The sequence below is a fragment of the Micromonospora sp. NPDC002296 genome, assembly GCF_040296145.1.
Classification (GTDB): Bacteria; Actinomycetota; Actinomycetes; order Mycobacteriales; family Micromonosporaceae; genus Micromonospora.
Genome location: NZ_JBEOWQ010000022.1, coordinates 26023 through 44391 on the forward strand (window position 1 = coordinate 26023; position 18369 = coordinate 44391).

At 73.2% G+C, this 18369-nt stretch carries 12 protein-coding genes and 2 pseudogenes; 8 read left to right on the forward strand and 6 right to left on the reverse strand.

Translation table 11 applies throughout. From position 1 onward, the window contains the following. Positions 1–27 precede the first annotated feature (27 nt). From ABT023_RS18250 to ABT023_RS18260, 4 genes and pseudogenes are all read right to left on the reverse strand, one after another. Complete coding sequence (locus ABT023_RS18250; protein ID WP_350886914.1) at positions 28–1608, reverse strand: trypsin-like peptidase domain-containing protein; 1581 nt, start codon at positions 1606–1608, stop codon at positions 28–30. Positions 1609–1670: 62 nt separating this feature from the next. Continuing rightward, positions 1671–2918: pseudogene (locus tag ABT023_RS18255) on the reverse strand (sensor histidine kinase); the annotation flags it as partial. A 137-nt stretch (positions 2919–3055) separates the two neighbouring features. Then, positions 3056–3224: pseudogene (locus tag ABT023_RS29145) on the reverse strand (two-component sensor histidine kinase); the annotation flags it as partial. Next, complete coding sequence (locus tag ABT023_RS18260) at positions 3221–3922, reverse strand: response regulator transcription factor (protein ID WP_117665530.1); 702 nt, start codon at positions 3920–3922, stop codon at positions 3221–3223. The gene ABT023_RS18260 and the pseudogene ABT023_RS29145, both read right to left, overlap by 4 nt. 234 nt (positions 3923–4156) lie before the next feature. Here ABT023_RS18260 and ABT023_RS18265 point away from each other — a divergent pair, with 234 nt between their 5' ends. The 6 genes from ABT023_RS18265 to ABT023_RS18290 all read left to right on the forward strand — a co-directional run bounded on the left by ABT023_RS18265 (position 4157) and on the right by ABT023_RS18290 (position 12090). After that, complete coding sequence (locus tag ABT023_RS18265) at positions 4157–4813, forward strand: hotdog fold domain-containing protein (protein ID WP_350887065.1); 657 nt, start codon at positions 4157–4159, stop codon at positions 4811–4813. Positions 4814–4997: 184 nt separating this feature from the next. After that, positions 4998–5936 (forward strand): ABC transporter ATP-binding protein, encoded by a 939-nt coding sequence (locus tag ABT023_RS18270; protein ID WP_350886918.1) that lies wholly within the window; start codon positions 4998–5000, stop codon positions 5934–5936. Next, positions 5933–6757, forward strand: a complete 825-nt coding sequence (locus ABT023_RS18275) for a DUF2705 family protein (protein WP_350886920.1) — start codon at positions 5933–5935, stop codon at positions 6755–6757. Before ABT023_RS18270 ends, ABT023_RS18275 begins: the two co-directional genes overlap by 4 nt. Before the next feature lie 269 nt (positions 6758–7026). Next, the gene (locus ABT023_RS18280) at positions 7027–10785 is read left to right on the forward strand and encodes a multifunctional oxoglutarate decarboxylase/oxoglutarate dehydrogenase thiamine pyrophosphate-binding subunit/dihydrolipoyllysine-residue succinyltransferase subunit (protein ID WP_350886922.1); all 3759 of its coding nucleotides are present in this window, start codon (positions 7027–7029) and stop codon (positions 10783–10785) included. A gap of 118 nt (positions 10786–10903) precedes the next feature. Further along, positions 10904–11083, forward strand: coding sequence for a DUF6104 family protein (locus ABT023_RS18285; protein WP_350886925.1), 180 nt, complete (start codon positions 10904–10906; stop codon positions 11081–11083). A gap of 116 nt (positions 11084–11199) precedes the next feature. Continuing rightward, positions 11200–12090, forward strand: coding sequence for a glycoside hydrolase family 6 protein (locus ABT023_RS18290; RefSeq protein WP_350887067.1), 891 nt, complete (start codon positions 11200–11202; stop codon positions 12088–12090). A gap of 3 nt (positions 12091–12093) precedes the next feature. Here ABT023_RS18290 and ABT023_RS18295 read toward each other — a convergent pair whose 3' ends face one another. Then, complete coding sequence (locus tag ABT023_RS18295) at positions 12094–14304, reverse strand: bifunctional polysaccharide deacetylase/glycosyltransferase family 2 protein (RefSeq protein WP_350886927.1); 2211 nt, start codon at positions 14302–14304, stop codon at positions 12094–12096. Position 14305: 1 nt separating this feature from the next. Further along, positions 14306–14953: a hypothetical protein gene (locus ABT023_RS18300; protein WP_350886930.1), complete on the reverse strand. Its 648-nt coding sequence runs from the start codon at positions 14951–14953 to the stop codon at positions 14306–14308. Positions 14954–15077: 124 nt separating this feature from the next. Between ABT023_RS18300 and pta the strand changes: the two genes are divergently transcribed. Both pta and ABT023_RS18310 read left to right on the forward strand, forming a co-directional pair. Next, positions 15078–17147 (forward strand): phosphate acetyltransferase, encoded by a 2070-nt coding sequence (gene pta, locus ABT023_RS18305; RefSeq protein WP_350886932.1) that lies wholly within the window; start codon positions 15078–15080, stop codon positions 17145–17147. Next, the gene (locus ABT023_RS18310; RefSeq protein WP_350886935.1) at positions 17144–18262 is read left to right on the forward strand and encodes an acetate/propionate family kinase; all 1119 of its coding nucleotides are present in this window, start codon (positions 17144–17146) and stop codon (positions 18260–18262) included. The genes pta and ABT023_RS18310 overlap by 4 nt, the downstream gene beginning before the upstream one ends. Positions 18263–18369: the final 107 nt, after the last annotated feature.

Sequence of the window (18369 nt, forward strand, 5' to 3'; positions counted from 1 at the left end):
GCCCCGGAGGAGGTAGGTCTGTTGGTGTTATGACGTCTCGGAGAGCGTTACGGTTGCCGTCGCCGCCGATCCGTTTCGCTGGTACTGCACCTCGACCCGATCGCCGACCTTGCCGGCCTGGACGGCGCCCACCAGATCGTTGGAGTCGTTGACCACCGTGTCGCCGAACTTGGTGATCACGTCGCCCCGCTGGAGGCCGGCCTTCTCGGCGGCGCTGCCCGGCGTGACGGACGCGACCACTGCGCCGCCGTCCTCGGCCGGGTTCACGCCCACCCCGAGCGAGGGATGACTGACCTTCTCGCCGCGCTGGAGCTTCCCGGCGACGTCCTTGGCCTTGTTGCTCGGGATGGCGAAGCCGACGCCGATGTTGCCGGTGCTCTGCCCGGAGGTGGCGATGGCGGTGTTGATGCCGATCACCTCGCCCCGGGTGTTGACCAGCGCGCCGCCGGAGTTGCCCGGGTTGATCGGGGCGTCGGTCTGGAGCAGCCCGGCGATCGAGCTGACGCCCTGGCTCGGGTCCTGCTGCTGGCCCTCGCCGGCCTGGATGGTGCGGTCCCGGGCGCTGACGATGCCCGAGGTGACCGAGCCCTGCAGGCCCAGCGGGCTGCCCAGGGCCAACACCTGGTCGCCGACCTGCATGCCGTCGCTGTCGCCGAACTTGGCGGCCTTGAGGTCGCTGACCCCGGTGGCCTTCACCACGGCCAGGTCGGTCTTCGGGTCGGTGCCGACGATCTTCGCCTCGGCGTTCTTGCCGTCGGCGAAGATCACCCGCAGGGTTTCGCCGCTGGCGGAGGCCACCACGTGGTTGTTCGTGAGCACGTAGCCGTCGGCGCTGAGGATGACGCCGGAGCCCTCGCCGCTGCCGGTGCTGATCGAGACCACGCTGTCCTGCACGGCGGCGGCGATCTTCGGCAGGTCGGCGCTGTTGATCACCGGCGCGGCGGAGTAGGTGCGGGTGATCCCGCCCGAGTCGCCGTCCACGGCGAGCGCGAGCGCGCCGCCGGCGACACCGGAGCCGAGCATCAGCGCGAACACCGCGACGCCCGCGCCGGCCAGCTTGGCGATCCGGCTCGGCTTGGGGGCCGGGCCCTGCGCCCACTGCGGGACCTGCTGGCCGGGGTGCTGCGGCGGCACCGGGCCGCCCGGGTACGTGGGACTCCCGGCGTGCGGGGCGTACTCGGGGGTCGCCGGCCCGTGCTGGCCCCCCGCAGCCCAGCCGGACTGCTGCCCGGGCTGCCAGGGGCTCGTCGGGTACTGCCCGGCCGGCTGCTGCTGCCCGGCGACCGGGTACGGCGCGCCGGACGGGGTGGCGGCCGGCGGGGCGTAACCGCCGTACGGGTACGGGCCGGGGCCGGAGACCGGGGCGGCGGAGCCGGGCGCGACACCCGGAGCGTGGGAGGCGGCGGGCGCGTCAACCGGGGCGGCGGGCGCGTCAACCGGGGCGGTGGAGGGGGTCGTGGGGGCGGCCGGCGTGGCCGGAGCGTCGGGCTCGACGGCCGGGGAGTCGGACTGCCCGGGCTCGCGGCGGGACAGCTCGGCGGTGGGGTACGACGGCTCGGCGTCGGAGGGCGCCGGCCGCCGCTGCGGGTCGGTCTCGTACTCGGTCATGTGTCCACCTTCTCCCCTGCCACTGCGACCAGCCTGGAACCAGCCTGGAAGTTGCCTGAAAGTCACTCGCCCGAATCGTCGATGTCCGGCAGCAGCGGCAGCCGGACCCGGAAGGTCGCGCCCCCGCCGGGGGTCTCGGCGACCTCGACGGCGCCGTGGTGGGCGGCCACCAACGCCGCCACGATGGCCAGGCCCAGCCCGGTCCCGGTGGCACCGCCGGCCCGCCGGGTGCGGGCGGCGTCGGCGCGGTAGAAGCGTTCGAAGACCCGCTCGGCCTGTTCCGGGGAGAGCCCGCGGCCGGTGTCCGCGACCTCGACCACCGCCAGGTTCCCCGGCTCGGTACGCAGCCGCAGGGTCACCGAGGCGTCCGGCGGGGTGTGGGTGAGCGCGTTGGTCATCAGGTTGCCGATCACCTGACGCAGCCGGGCGTCGTCACCGAGCACCACCAGCGGCCCGGAGCCGGGCTCGATCTCCAGCTCGACCCGCCGGTCCGGGGCCACCACCCGGGCGGCCTGCGCGGCGTCGCCGGCCAGCAGCGGCAGCTCCACCGGGGCGAGCGATAGCGGCCGCTCCCGGTCCAGCCGGGCCAGCAGCAGCAGGTCCTCCACCAGCAGCCCCATCCGGGACGCCTCGTCCTCGATCCGGCGCAGCAGGCCGGCGGTCTCCTCGGGGGCCCGGGCGGCTCCCTGCCGGTACAGCTCGGCGAAGCCCCGGATGGTGGTCAGCGGCGTACGCAGCTCGTGCGAGGCGTCGGCGACGAACTGCCGCATCCGCTCCTCGGAGCGCCGGGCCCTGGTCTCGGACGCCTGGGCGGCGGCTGCCGCGTCGCGGGCGCCGGCCTCGGCCGACCGGGCGGCGATCTCCGAGGCGGCGCGGGCGGTGAACGCGGCCTCGATCTGGGCGAGCATCGTGTTCAGCGCCCGGGACAGCCGCCCCAGCTCCGAGGTGGGGAAGGGCTGCCCCTCCTCCGGGTCGGGCACCCGCCGGGTCAGGTCGCCGCCGGCGATCGCCCCGGCGGTACGTTCGATGTCCACCAGCGGCTTGAGGCTGGTCCGCACGATCGCCGCCCCGATGGAGGCGAGCAGGATCAGCACCGCCCCGCCGACCAGGAGATCTATCCAGACCAGCCGCTTCACCGCCAGGTCCACGTCGGTCAGGTGCTGCCCGACGGCGAGCACCCGGCCATCCGGCAGCTCCCGGTAGAGCATCCGCCAGCGGTCCCCCCCGTCCTCTGCCCGGACGTTGAACGGTTCGCCCTCCTCAGCGCGGAAGCCGGCCAGGTCGGCCGGGATCGGCGGCAGGTTGTCCCGTTGCAAGCTGGGGTCGTACCCGACGATCCGGGTCTGGTTCTGGTCGGCGAGCGCGACGACGTAGTCGGTGGGTAGCGTCGCCTGCGCCCGGCGGGCCTCCAGGTCGGGAAGCACGTCACCGACCTGTCTGCTGGCCGACTGCAACTCGCCGTCCATCTGATCGATCAGGTAATTGTGCAGGAAGTACGTGGTCAGCGAGCTGATCACCACCAGTGCGGCGGCGACCAGGGCCAGCACCGCCGCGACCAGCTTGATCCGCAGAGGGACGCCGCGCAGCCTGCCCTTCGCCTCCGCTACGACGCTCACGCCGCCGGCTTGCGCAGGACGTACCCCACTCCGCGCAGGGTGTGGATCAGCCGGGGCTGGGTGTTGTCGACCTTGCGTCGCAGGTAGGAGATGTACGACTCGACGATGTTGTCGTCGCCCCGGAAGTCGTAGTTCCACACGTGGTCGAGGATCTGCGCCTTGGACAGCACCCGGTTGGCGTTGAGCATCAGGTACCGCAGCAGCTTGAACTCGGTCGGCGAGAGCTGCACCCGCTGCCCGGACCGGTGCACCTCGTGCGTCTCCTCGTCCAGTTCCAGGTCGGCGAAGGTGAGCCGGGAGGGGGCCTGCTCGCCGCTGGCCGTCCGGCGCAGCACGGCCCGGATCCGGGCGGTCAGCTCCTCCAGGCTGAACGGCTTGGTGACGTAGTCGTCGCCGCCCAGGGTCAGCCCGCGGATCTTGTCGTCGGTGGCGTCCCGGGCGGTCAGGAAGACCACCGGGGTGCGTGTGCCGCCCTCGCGGAGCATCCGGATGACCTCGAACCCGTCGAGGTCGGGCAGCATCACGTCGAGGACCACCAGGTCGGGGCGGTGGTCCTTGGCGGCGCTCAGCGCGGCGCTCCCGCTGGTCGCGGTGGCCACGTCGAAGCCGGCGAAGCGGAGGCTCGCGGAGAGCAGTTCGAGGATGTTGGGGTCGTCCTCGACGACGAGCAGTCGCGCCTCGGTCTGGGTAGCGGCCATGCCGACCATCATCCGTGACATCGCTGCGCCCACGCTGGGTGGTTGCTGGAAAAACCCTGAGAGCGCCGCCCGGGCCGGTCAGCAGGCGGCGCAGCCCGTCCAGGGCACCGTCGAGCGCCCGGATCGCATCGCGTGTCGGGAAGGCGTCCGGTGGACGCCGCCGGGCGGTCGACCCGGACCGGGATGAGAGGGTGGTCCACGTCACCGGAGACGTCAGGAGAACCATCCATGACAGTGATCATCCCGGCGCGGTTCAACGGCCCGCCCGGCTCGGGCAACGGCGGCTGGACCGCCGCCGCTCTCGCCGCCGCCACCGGGCACGACGGGCCGGTCGAGGTGACGCTGCGGCAGCCGCCGCCGCTGGAGACCCCGCTGACCGTGGCCGGCGGTGAGGTCCGCGACCCCGGTGGCCGGCTGGTCGCCGAGGTGCGGCCGGCCGGGGACGCCCCGGAGGCGGTGCCGCCGGTCGACCTCGGCACGGCGCGGGCCGCCGCGGCGGCGTACCCCGGGCTGAGAGAGCATCCCTTTCCCGGCTGCTACGTCTGCGGGCCGGACCGGGTCGACGGCCTGCGGATCTTCCCCGGCCGGCTGCCGGACGGACGGACGGCCGCGCCGTTCACCGCCCCGGCCGAGGTCACCCCCGCGACGGCCTGGGCGGCGCTGGACTGCTCCGGGGGCTGGGCCGTGATCGGCCCCGGCCGCCCGTACGTGCTCGGCCGGATCGCCGCCGTGCTGGACGCGCTGCCGGCCCCGGGCGACGAGTGCGTGGTCACCGGCGTGGCGGACGACACCCGGGGGCGCAAGGCGCTGGTCCGCACCGCCCTGTACGGCCCCGACGGCCGCCTGCTGGGCCGCGCCCGGGCCACCTGGATCGCCCTGCCCGGGGCGTGACCGGCGGGGGCGGGGCGGGCGGCCTCGTCCCTGGGGAGGATGCCCTCCTGCCTGAGACTGAGTCGGGTGTAGGTGTCGCGCCTGATTGACCTGGTTGCGCCGTCTTGCCACGCTGTGCGACGGCGCATCCGCAACAGCGCCGCACATGTCGGCGCGTCCACGCGCCACGCACGGGAGGAGAACGATGTCTGACGGGCAGCGAAGCCCCACCATCGGCAGCGGTCAGATCGTGGTGTCCGGCCTGACGAAGCAGTACAAGAACGTTCGGGCGGTCGACAATCTGTCGTTCACGGTCGCATCGGGGCGGGTGACCGGCTTCCTCGGCCCGAACGGCGCCGGCAAGACCACGACGCTGCGCATGCTGCTGAACCTGGTCACCCCGAGCAGCGGCGGCGCGACCATCGGCGGCCAGCGGTACGTCGACCTGGCCGACCCGCTGCGCCACGTCGGCGCGGTGCTGGAGGCGTCCAGCGCGCACAAGGGCCGTACCGGGATCAACCACCTTCGGGTGATCTGCGCGGCGGCCGGGCTGCCGAGTCAGCGGGCCGACGAGGTCCTCGCCCTGGTCGGGCTGACCCCGGCGGCGAAGCGCAAGTTCAAGGGCTACTCACTGGGCATGAAGCAGCGCCTCGGCATCGCCGCCGCGATGCTCGGCGACCCCCGGGTACTGATCCTCGACGAGCCGGCGAACGGGCTCGACCCCGAGGGCATCCGGTGGATGCGCGGCTTCCTCAAGGGCCTGGCCCACGAGGGCCGCACGGTGCTGGTCTCCAGCCACCTGCTGTCGGAGATGCAGCTGCTCGCCGACGACGTGGTGATCATCGCGGCCGGCAAGCTGATCCGGCAGGGGCCGGTCGAGCAGGTGCTCGGCTCGATGGCGCAGGGCGGCCAGGTGCGGGTGCGCACCCCGCAGGCCGAGGAACTGGTCGCGGTGCTGCGCGAGCAGTCCGCGACGGTGGAGACCGGCGAGCACGGCGTGCTCCTGGTCGGCGGGCTGGACGCCCCGGCCATCGGCCGGGCCGCCCTGGCCGCGAAGGTGGAGCTGCACGAACTGACCCCGGAGCGACCCGACCTGGAGCGGGTCTTCCTGGAGCTGACGGCCGGAAAGGCGGGCATCCGATGAACCTCGTCCGATCCGAGCTGCTCAAGATCCGGACCACCAGCACCTGGTGGATCTTCGGGCTCATCTCGCTACCGCTGTGGATCCTCGCCCTGCTGTTCAACTGGTTGCAGACCGACGCGCTGGCCAGCGGGGGCTTCGAGGACGTGCCGGCCGAGCAGGCCGACCAGATCCAGGCCGTGCAGTCGGCGGACAGCCTGGCCGCCAACATCTACACCAACGGCCAGTTCTTCGGGCTGCTCATCGTGATGCTGCTCGGCATCATCGTGGTGACGAGTGAGTTCTTCCACCAGACGGTGACCACCACGTTCCTCACGGTGCCGCACCGCACGGCGGTCATGGTGGCCAAGCTGATCGCCGGGGCCGTGCTCGCGATGCTGTTCTGGCTGGTCACCACCGCGCTCAACCTGGTGTTCGGCGCGCTGATCCTGAACAACGTGGACGTCGGCACCCAGTTCGGCAGCGGCGCGGTCTGGCGGGCGATCGGGCTGAACGCGCTGGCGTACCTGCTCTGGTCGGTGCTGGGGGTCGGGATCGGGGTGCTGATCCGCAGCCAGATCGGCGCGACGGTCACCGGCATCCTGCTCTACCTGGGCGGCTCGATCGGGGCCGTCGCCGTGCTGGCCCTCCTGGCCTCCAAGTACGGCGAGTGGATCAACAAGCTCCAGGTGGTGGTGCCCTCGCTGGCGTCGTCGCTGATGGTCAGCGGGGTCGAGATCCCGGGCAACCCGCCCCGCTGGGCGGGGGCTGCGGTGCTGATCGGGTACGCCGTGCTGGCCGGCGTGATCGGCGCCCTCACCATCCGGCGGCGGGACATCTCCTGACGCCCGCGGTCGACGCGGCAACCCGGCCCCGGAGCGTGATCACTGGATCACGCCCCGGGGCCGGGCCCGTTCCGGTCGGCGGTCAACTGGACACGCGGCGTCGACCGGACTTCTGCATCTTCTGTGAAACGGACCACGCGCCGGAGCCGGAAATGCCTAGCGTGTTCCTACGGCGTAGCCTGGGGGCCGTCTCCCGTCCACCCGCGTACCGGGCAACGGCTGACACCGCGTGACACACCAAACCCGCGTGAAAGAGGCGATTACCGGCCGTGTCGACCCAGCAGACTTCGCAGGAGAACCCACTGGCGGGTTTCGGCCCGAACGAGTGGATCGTCGAGGAGATGTACCAGCGCTACCTCGCCGACCCAAGCAGCGTCGATTCGGCCTGGCATGACTTCTTCGCCGACTATCGGCCGGCGCCCGGCGCCGCCACACCGCGCCCCGACGGCAAGGCCGACAAGGCGGCTGCCGCCGCGCCGGAGCCCGCCGGGCAGCAGGAGGCCGCCGCCGTCGCCCAGCCGGTCGCGAAGGCGGAGCCGGCCGCGCCGAAGGCGGAGCCGGCCGCGAAGCCCGCCGCGCAGCCGGCCCCGGCGAAGGCCGCGCCCGCAAAGCCCACCCCGGCGGCCAAGGCCGCCGCGCCCGCCAAGGCCGCCCCGGCGAAGCCGGCCGTCTCCGGCCCGCAGACCACTCCGCTGCGCGGCGTCGCCGCGAAGATCGTCCAGAACATGGACGCCTCGCTGAGCGTGCCGACCGCGACGAGCGTGCGGGCCGTCCCGGCCAAGCTGCTGGTGGACAACCGCATCGTGGTCAACAACCACCTCGCCCGCGGGCGAGGTGGCAAGGTCAGCTTCACCCACCTGATCGGTTACGCGATGGTCCGGGCGCTCGTCGAGCACCCGGAGATGAACAACTCCTTCGCCGAGGTCAACGGCAAGCCGGCGATGGTCCGCCCCGAGCACGTCAACCTGGGCATCGCGATCGACCTGGCCAAGCCCGACGGCTCCCGCAACCTCGTGGTCCCGTCGATCAAGGGCTGCGAGCGGATGGACTTCCGGCAGTTCTGGCAGGCGTACGAGGACGTGGTCCGTCGCGCCCGCCGCAACGAGCTGACCATGGACGACTACTCCGGCACCACGATCTCGCTGACCAACCCGGGCGGCATCGGCACGGTGCACTCGATCCCGCGCCTGATGGCCGGGCAGAGCGCCATCATCGGCGTCGGCGCGATGGAGTACCCGGCGCCGTACCAGGGGATGAGCGAGGCCACCCTGGCCGAGCTGGCCGTCAGCAAGATCATCACCCTGACCAGCACGTACGACCACCGGATCATCCAGGGCGCGCAGTCCGGCGAGTTCCTCAAGGTCATGCACGAGCTGCTGCTGGGCGAGCACGCCTTCTACGACCAGATCTTCACCTCGCTGCGCATCCCGTACGAGCCGGTGCGCTGGATGCGGGACGTCGCGGTCGACTCCGAGGGTCAGATCAACAAGACCGCGCGGGTGCACGAGCTGATCCACGCGTACCGGGTGCGCGGCCACCTGATGGCCGACACCGACCCGCTGGAATTCAAGATCCGCAAGCACCCGGACCTGGACGTGCTGCAGCACGGGCTGACCCTGTGGGACCTCGACCGGGTCTTCCCGGTCAACGGCTTCGCCGGCAAGCAGCGGATGAAGCTGCGGAGCATCCTCGGCGTGCTGCGCGACTCGTACTGCCGCCGGGTCGGCGTGGAGTACATGCACATCCAGGACCCGGAGGAGCGGCGCTGGATCCAGGAGCGGATCGAGCGCAAGTACGAGAAGCCCAGCACCGACGAGCAGAAGCACGTGCTCAACCGGCTCAACGCCGCCGAGGCGTTCGAGACCTTCCTGCAGACCAAGTACGTCGGCCAGAAGCGCTTCTCGCTGGAGGGCGGCGAGTCGCTGATCCCGCTGCTCGGCGAGGTGCTGGAGTCCTCCGCCGAGGCGGGGCTCGACGAGGTCGTCATCGGGATGGCCCACCGCGGCCGGCTCAACGTGCTGGCCAACATCGTCGGCAAGCCGTACGAGAAGATCTTCTCGGAGTTCGAGGGGCACCTCGACCCGCGCTCCACCCAGGGCTCGGGCGACGTGAAGTACCACCTCGGCCAGAACGGCAAGTTCACCACCCCGGACGGCGAGCACGCCGTCAAGGTGTCGGTGGTGGCGAACCCCTCGCACCTGGAGGCCGTCGACCCGGTGCTGGAGGGCATCGTCCGGGCCAAGCAGGACCGGATCGATCTCAAGCTGGAGGGGTACACGGTGCTGCCGCTGGCGGTGCACGGTGACGCCGCCTTCGCCGGCCAGGGCGTGGTCGCCGAGACGCTCAACCTGTCGCAGCTGCGCGGCTACCGCACCGGCGGCACGGTGCACGTGGTGGTCAACAACCAGGTCGGCTTCACCACCGCACCGGAGCACTCCCGGTCCAGCCTCTACAGCACCGACGTGGCCCGGATGATCGAGGCGCCGATCCTGCACGTCAACGGCGACGACCCCGAGGCCGTGGTCCGGGTCGCCCGGCTGGCGTTCGAGTACCGGCAGGCGTTCAACAAGGACGTCGTGATCGACATGGTCTGCTACCGCCGGCGCGGGCACAACGAGGGCGACGACCCGTCGATGTCCAACCCGCAGATGTACAAGATCATCGACTCGAAGCGGTCGGTCCGGAAGCTCTACACCGAGGAGCTGATCGGCCGGGGCGACATCACCGTGGAGGACGCGGAGGAGCTGCTGCGCGACTACCAGTCGCAGCTGGAGCGGGTCTTCAAGGCCACCCGGGATGCCGCCTCGGCGCCGAAGCAGCCGGCCCGGCAGCGCCGCGAGGACGAGCCGGAGCCGCAGGTGGAGACCGCCACCAGCGTCGAGGTGGTCAAGGCGGTCGGCGACGCCCACGTCAACCTGCCGGAGGGCTTCACCCCGCACAAGCGGATCCAGCAGCTGCTCGACCGGCGGGCCAAGATGTCCGTCGAGGGCAACATCGACTGGGGCTTCGGCGAGATCATCGCCCTCGGCGCGCTCCTGCACGACGGGGTCACCGTCCGGCTCGCCGGGCAGGACTCGCGCCGTGGCACGTTCGTGCAGCGGCACGCGTCCGTGGTGGACGCCAAGACCGGCGCCGACCACCTGCCGTTGCAGTCGCTCACCGCCGACGGCGAGCGGTCCCGGTTCTTCGTGCACGACTCGCTGCTCAGCGAGTACGCGGCGATGGGCTTCGAGTACGGCTACTCGGTGGAGAACATCAACGCGCTGGTCGCCTGGGAGGCCCAGTTCGGCGACTTCGTCAACGGCGCCCAGTCGGTGATCGACGAGTTCATCTCCTCCGGCGAGGTGAAGTGGGGCCAGCGCTCCGCGGTCACCCTGCTGCTGCCGCACGGCCACGAGGGCCAGGGCCCGGATCACACCTCCGGCCGCCCGGAACGGTTCCTTCAGCTCTGCGCCGAGGACAACATGCGGGTGGCCATCCCGACCACCCCGGCGAGCTACTTCCACCTGCTGCGCCGCCAGGCGCTGTCGCCCAAGCGCAAGCCGCTGGTGGTGTTCACGCCGAAGTCGCTGCTGCGGCACAAGCTCTGTGTCTCCCCGGTCGAGGACTTCACCACCGGCACCTTCCAGCCGGTGCTGCGGGACACCGCCGCTCCGGCGCCGGAGCAGGTGAAGCGGGTGCTGCTCTGCTCGGGCAAGGTCTACTACGACCTGTTCCAGGCCCGGGCCGACCGGGGCGTCACCGACACCGCGATCATCCGGATGGAGCAGCTCTACCCGCTGCCCGTCGAGGAGATCCGGGCCGCCCTGGCGCAGTACCCGAACGCCGAGGACTACGCCTGGGTGCAGGAGGAGCCGGCCAACCAGGGCGCGTGGAGCTTCGTCGCGCTCAACCTGCTGGAGCACCTGAGCGAGATCAGGCTGCGCCGGATCTCCCGCCCGGCCGCCGCCGCCCCTGCGGTCGGCTCGGCCAAGATGCACGAGGTCGAGCAGAACGCGCTGATCGAGGCGGCCCTGCCCCGCCCGTGACCTGACCGCACCGCGCGCAGCGGGGCAGCGACCGTCACCACGACGGGCCGCTGCCCCGCTCGCGTCGGCGGACCACCCGACCCGGCCGCCGGCCGGGACCAGGAATGAGGACGTACGGATGTACTTCACCGACCGCGGGATCGAGGAACTGGTCGAGCGCCGGGGCGAGGAGTCGGTCAGCATGGAGTGGCTCGGCGAGCGGCTGCGCGACTTCGTGGACCTGAACCCCGAGTTCGAGACGCCGATCGAGCGGTTCGCCACCTGGCTGGCCCGCCTGGACGACGAGGACGAGGACTGAGCCGCCGAGCGGCCGGGGCGGCCGGCGTCGCCCTGGCGCTGCTGCTCGCCGGCTGCGGCGCCGACCCCTCGCCCCGGGCCGGGCCGGACGGCGACGGCGGGGCCACCCAGACGGCCCTGCCGCCCGTCTTCTACGTCGACCCGGCGAACCCGGCCGGCGCGCAGGCGGACCGCTGGGCCGCGCAGGGGCGCACCGCCGACGCCGAGGCCCTGCGCGCGATCGCCGGTCGCCCGAGCGCGAAGTGGCTCACCGGCAACCCGGCGGTCCGCGCCGAGGTGGACGCCTTCCTGACGGCGGCGGCCGTCGCCGGGCAGACGCCGGTGCTGGTGGTGCACAACGTGCCGGACCGCGACTGCGCCCGGCGCGGGGCCGGCGGTGCCGGGGACGCGGCGGACTACCAGCGCTGGATCCGGGACCTGGCGGCCGGGGTGGCCGGCCGGCCGGTCACCGTGGTCCTCGAACCCGGCGCGGTCCCGGACGCCGTGGCCGGCTGCGTGCCCGACGTCGCCGGCCGGTTCGCGCTGCTGCGGGACGCGGTGGCCGTGCTGGGCAGCACCGGCAGCGCCCGGGTGTACCTCGACGCGGGGCATCCCGGCTGGATCACCGACGTCGACCGGCTCGCCGCGGCGCTGCGCCGGGCCGGGATCGCCGACGCGGCCGGCTTCGCCCTGAACGTGGCGAACTTCGTCGGCACCGACGAGAACGTCCGCTACGGTCACCGGCTCTCCGACGCGCTCGGCGGGGCGACCCGGTTCGTCGTCGACACCAGCCGAAACGGCAACGGCCCGCACCCGGGCCCTACCGTGGACGGCGCGCCGAGCTGGTGCAACCCGCCGGGCCGGGCGCTCGGCGAGGAGCCCACGGCCGACCCGGGCCCGGACCGGGTGGACGCCCTGCTCTGGGTCAAGTTCCCCGGCGAGTCCGACGACGCCTGCCGGCCCGGCGAGCCGGACAGCGGCGTCTGGTGGCCCGAGTACGCCCTCGACCTGGCCCGCCGCGCCCGCTGACCGTCAGCCGTTGCCGGCACGGACGGTCGGGCGCAGGCCGGTGCGGCGCAGCTTCTGCCAGCCCAGCCGGCCGCCGGTCAGCGCGGTGACCACCGACTGGATCATCACCAGGTACATCAGCTGCCGGTAGACGAACTGCTGCAACGGCAGCACCCAGAGCACGCCCAGTTTCTCCCGGTCCAGCCGGAACGCCACCACCGCGGTGAGGAACTGCACCGCCAGCATGGCCAGCCAGGCCACCACCGTCGCGGTCCGGTCGAGGAAGAACAGGCCGTACAGGGCGAGCAGGTCGATCACCGGCGCCAGCAGCGGCAGCAGCACCCCGAACAGGCTCAGGAACAGCAGGCAACGGCGGCTGAACCGGCCGGACGCGCCGGGGTCGAGCAGCGAGCGGCGGTGCTTCCACATCGCCTGCATGGTGCCGTAGCTCCACCGGTAGCGCTGCTTCCACAGCTGCCCCATCGTCGCCGGGGCCTCGGTCCACGCCCGGGCCCTCTCCTCGTACACCACCTTCCAGCCGGCCCGGCCCAGGGCCATGGTGATGTCGGTGTCCTCGGCCAGGGTGTCGTCGGTCATCCCGCCGGCGTACACGAGGGCCTGCCGGCGGAACCCGCCGATCGCGCCCGGCACCGTCGACATGCACCGCAGGGTCTCGTAGAGGCGGCGGTCGAGGTTGAACCCGATGACGTACTCGATGTGCTGCCACTTGGCGATGAGGCTGTCCCGGTTGCCCACCTTGACGTTGCCGGCGACCGCTCCCACCTGCGGGTCGGCGAACGGCTGGACCAGCCGGCGCACGGCGTCCGGCTCGAAGACGGTGTCGCCGTCGACCAGCACCAGCAACTCGTGGCGGGCCAGCGCCACGCCGGTGTTCAACGCGCTCGGCTTGCCGCCGTTCGGCTTGCGCACGACCCGGACGTTCGGCAGGCCGAGCCCCTCGGCGATGTCGGCGGTCCCGTCCGTCGAGCCGTCGTCGACCACGACGACCTCGATGCCCCCGGGGTGGTCGCCGGTGGCCAGCGACCGGACCGCCGCGGCGATCCCCTCCTTCTCGTTGTACGCGGGGACGATCACCGACACCGGCTCGGTCACCGGCGGTCCCCAGGTCCAGTCCCGGGCCCGGCGGCGCCTGGCGTGCCGCCCGGCGAGCAGGAGCAGCAGGACGGTGCGCCCGACGGTGAGCACGCCGACGAGCACGAAGAGCGCGCCGAAGAGGGTGAGCGTGCGGTCGGCGCCCTGCACCGCCCAGACCAGCATCCGGCCCTGCCACCGTTCCGCCCCGGACGCGACCGGGTTCCCGGTCACCCGGTGGTCGATCCCGGCCGCGGCCAGTGTCAGGTTCAGCCCCTCGGTCGCGGTGGTGAACCGGTAGCCGCGTTCCTTCATCAGCGGGATGAAACGGTCCAGGGCGGCGACGGTCTGGGCCCGGTCCCCGCCGGCGTCGTGCCAGAGGCTGATCGCGCCCGAATAGCCGGCCGGCGTGGCGTTGGCGATCGTGGCGTCCACCCCGGGCAGCGCCCAGTCCCGGCTGTCGGTGTCGTTGAGCACGTTGAGGTAGCCCAGCTCGCCAGCCTCGGTGATCAGCGGCCAGTCCCGGTCGTCGATCGCGTCGGCGTGCGAGGAGTACGGGAACCGCATCAGCGACGACCGGACCCCGGCCGCGCCGGCGAGCGCGAGCTGCGTCTGGCCGTACTCCATCCGGCGACGCCAGCCGGACAGCGTGGTCAGGTCGGGATGGGTGAAGGTGTGCACGCCGACCTCGTGCCCGCCGGCGACCAGTTCCCGCACCAGTTCGGGGTGCCGGGCGGCCTGCGACCCGACCACGAAGAAGGTGCCCTTCACCTGGTGGGCGTCGAGGACCCGCAGCACCTCGCGGGTCCACTTCGGGTCGGGACCGTCGTCGAAGGTGAGCGCGACGGTGCGTGCGGGCAGTCGGTAGGAGCGGTGCTGGCCGTCGGCGGCGTTGATGATCGGGCCGCCGTTGACCACCTCGGCGGGCACCCGGTCCTGGCCGTCGTCGTGCTGCGCGCGGTCGGGGACGAAGGCGGCGTTCGCGTACGCCCCGACGACGAGCACGCCGGCCAGGACGACGAGCAGGACGCCCAACAGGGCCCAGCTCGGCGGCGGCGTGGGCCGGCGGACCCGCCGGGTGCGGCGAGCGCGGCGGGCCGGCGGCGGGGGCCGACCGGTGGACGGGTTGGCGGCTGTCCGCACGCTACTCGGACTGTTCCGGAAGGGCCGGTGGGTCGACCACCGGGGGCGGGACGGCCGTCGGCGGCGCGGTGCTGGGCGGCACGGTCGTCGGCGGTGCCGTGGTGCCCGGGGGCGACGCCGCGCTCCGGCTGGGACTCGGGCTGCCGGCCGACGGGGACGCCGGCCGGGACGAGGCCGTGGCGGCGGGCGCGCTCCGGGTCGCCGTGGCACGGGTCGGGCCGGGGGCCGGCGTGGTGGGCTTCACGGTCGTCGGGGCGGGGGCCGGGGCGGCCGGCGGCGCGGGCGCCTTCCAGGGGCGCTGCGTCGAGTCGACGAAGGGCAGCACGTTCTCCGGTCGCACCGGCCCCCCGGCGAAGCTCACCCCGACCAGCGCGGTGTACGCCAACCCGGCCAGCCCGGCGACGTACGCGATCCGCCGCAGCCGGGTCCCGCGCCGCCCGCTCGGGTCGACGAAGACCGGCGGCAGGTCGGGAACCGCGGCCAGGAGGGCCGTCGGACCGTCGGTGACGGTCGGCACGACGACCGTCGGACCGTCCGTCACGGTGAGTGGGACCGTCGGACCGTCCGTCACGGGCCGCACGACGGCCGGCTGCTCGGTCGGCTGCTCGGGCAGGGGCGAGGGCGGGACGATGGTCCGACGGTCGGTCACGAGTGGCGAGTCTAGGAGCGAGGAAACCTGAAGTGCCTGGTCAGCGGCCTGAGTGAGACGAGGATCCCCCAAGGTCGGAGAGGGGACCGCGGCGCTGCGGGCGGCGATCTTGTAGCGTGGGGGCGTGGCCCGGAGCGTGTATCTGACCAGTGTGGGTTCCGGCGGAGGGAAGTCGACCATCGCGCTCGGCCTCGCCGAGCTCCTCTCCCGACAGGTCGAGCGGATCGGCGCGTTCCGACCGCTGGTCGCCGGCAGGGGCCCCGACCCGATCCTCGCCCTGCTCACCGACCGCTACCGGATCGACCTGCCGCTGGCCGACCTGCACGGTGCCACCTACCCGGAGGCCACCGAGCTGGTCGCCGACGGCCGGCGGGAGCAGCTGATCTCCCGGCTCGTCGAGCGGTACCGGGACGTCGAACGGCGCTGCCCGGCGATGGTGGTGGTGGGCAGCGACTTCGCCGACGGCGGGGACGGCGCGGGCCCCCGCGAGCTGGCCTTCAACGCCCGGCTGGCCACCGAGTTCGGCAGCGTGGTGGTGCCGGTGATCGACGGCTTCGGGCAGGAGCCGGAGGCGATCGCGGCGGCCGCGCGCGGGGCGTACCACGACCTGGAGGACCTGGGTGCGACGGTGCTGGCGGTGATCGCCAACCGGGTGCCGGGAACGATGACGCTGCCCGAGCTGCCCGTCCCCACGTACGCCATCCCGGAGGTGCCGACCGTGTCGGCGCCGACGGTGGCCGAGGTGGCGGCGGCGCTCGGCGCCACCCTGCTGGCCGGCGACGACGCCGCGCTCGGCCGCGACGTGCTCGACTACGTGGTCGGCGCGGCGCACGTGCCGACGCTGCTCGACCACCTGACCGAGGGCGCACTGGTGATCACCCCCGGTGACCGGGCCGACCTGGTGGTGGCGGCGAGCGCCGCGCACGTCGCCGGGCAGGTCTCCCTGGCCGGGGTGGTGCTCACCCTCGGCGAGCAGCCGGACCCCAGGGCGATGCGGCTGGTGGAGGGGCTGAACACCGGGTTCGCGGTGCTGTCGGTGCCCAGCGACAGCTACGACACGGTGGCCGCGTCCAGCCGGATCGAGGGACGGCCAAGCGTCGCGAACCCGCGCAAGGTGGAGGCCGCGCTCGGCGCGTTCGAGGCCAACGTCGACACCGACGACCTGGCCCGCCGGCTGCGGGTCAGCCGCTCCGAGCGGGTCACCCCGCTGATGTTCGAGTACGACCTGATCGACCGGGCCCGGGCCACCCGCCGGCACCTGGTGCTGCCCGAGGGCACGGAGGAGCGGATCCTGCGCGCGGCGGAGATCCTGCTGCGCCGGGGCGTGGCCGACCTGACCCTGCTCGGCCGCACCGACGACGTCGCCCGGCGCACCCGGGAGCTCGGCATCGACATCACCGGGGCGACCGTGGTCGACCCGGCGGCCAGCGAGTGGCGCGACGAGTTCGCCGAGGCGTACGCGAAGCTGCGCGCCCACCGGGGCATGACCGCCGAGCTGGCGCACGACGTGGTCGCCCAGCCGAACTACTTCGGCACGATGATGGTGCACACCGGGCACGCCGACGGGATGGTCTCCGGGGCCACCCACACCACCGCCGCGACCATCCGCCCCGCCTTCGAGATCATCCGCACGGTGCCCGGGCTCTCGGTGGCCTCCAGCGTCTTCTTCATGCTGCTCGCCGACCGGGTGCTGGTGTACGGCGACTGCGCGGTGAACCCCGACCCGGACGCCGCCCAGCTCGCCGACATCGCCATCTCCTCGGCCGACACCGCCGCCCGGTTCGGCATCGAGCCGCGGGTGGCGATGCTGTCGTACTCGACCGGGGACTCCGGGGCGGGGGCGGACGTGGAGAAGGTCGCGGCGGCCACCCGACTGGTCCGCGAGCGCCGCCCGGAGCTGCTGGTGGAGGGCCCGATCCAGTACGACGCGGCGATCGACCCGAAGGTCGCGGCCACCAAGCTGCCCGACAGCGCGGCCGCCGGGCGGGCCACGGTGTTCATCTTCCCGGACCTGAACACGGGCAACAACACGTACAAGGCGGTGCAGCGCTCGGCCGGAGCGGTGGCCGTCGGCCCGGTGATGCAGGGCCTGCGCCGGCCGGTCAACGACCTGTCCCGGGGCGCCACCGTCCCGGACATCGTCAACACCGTCGCGATCACCGCCATCCAGGCCGCCGCCGGGGAGTCGTCATGAGTCGGGTACTCGTCCTCAACTGCGGCTCGTCGTCGGTCAAGTACCGGCTGTACGACGGCGACGAGGTGCGCGCCTCCGGAACGGTGGAGCGGGTCGGCGAGCCGGAGGGCGGCCCGGCCGACCACGAGACGGCGGTCCGGGAGATCCTCGGCCGGCTGGACCTGACCGGGCTGGTCGCGGTCGGGCACCGGGTGGTGCACGGCGGGCGACGCTTCGCCGAGCCGGTGCTGATCGACGACGCGGTGTTCACGGCGATCGGGGAACTCGTGCCGCTCGCCCCGCTGCACAACCCGGCGAACCTGGCCGGCATCCGGGTGGCCCGCGAGGCGCTGCCCGGCGTGCCGCAGGTCGCCGTCTTCGACACCGCGTTCCACCACACCCTGCCCGAGGCCGCCGCGACCTACGCGATCGACCGGGACACCGCCCAGCGGTACGACATCCGCCGGTACGGCTTCCACGGCACCTCGCACGCGTACGTCTCCCGGCGCACCGCCGAGCTGCTGGGCCGGCCGTACGAGGAGCTGAACACCATCACCCTGCACCTGGGCAACGGGGCGAGCGCCTGCGCCGTGCAGGGCGGGCGCAGCGTGGCCACCTCGATGGGGATGTCCCCGTTGGAGGGCCTGGTGATGGGCACCCGCAGCGGCGACCTCGACCCGACGATCATCTTCCACCTGCGCCGGGAGGCCGGGATGGGGGTGGACGAGATCGACGACCTGCTCAACCACCGCAGCGGCCTGCTCGGCCTGACCGGGGTCAACGACATGCGCGAGGTGCTGTCCCGCCGCGACGCCGGCGACCCGGCCGCCGCGCTCGCCTTCGACGTCTACCGCCGCCGGATCACCGGGTACGTCGGGGCGTACTACGCCCTGCTCGGGCGGGTGGACGCGGTCACCTTCACCGCCGGGGTGGGCGAGCACGCCGCCGCGGTGCGGACCGCCGCGCTGGCCGGACTGGAGCGGCTCGGCATCGCCGTCGACCAGGGGCGCAACGCCGGCAGCGGCGACCGGGTGATCTCCCCGGACGGCGCGGAGGTCGCCGTCTGCGTGATCGGCACCGACGAGGAGCGCGAGATCGCCCGGGAGACCCGCGCGGTGGTCGGGACGACCAACTGACCCCGAGCGGCCAGGCTCGGCCGAGCCTCCGCTGAGACCGGCTCACTGCGGCCCGGCTTGTGCAGCCGGCTCACTGCCGCCGGCTTGTTGCGGCCGGCACGCTGAGG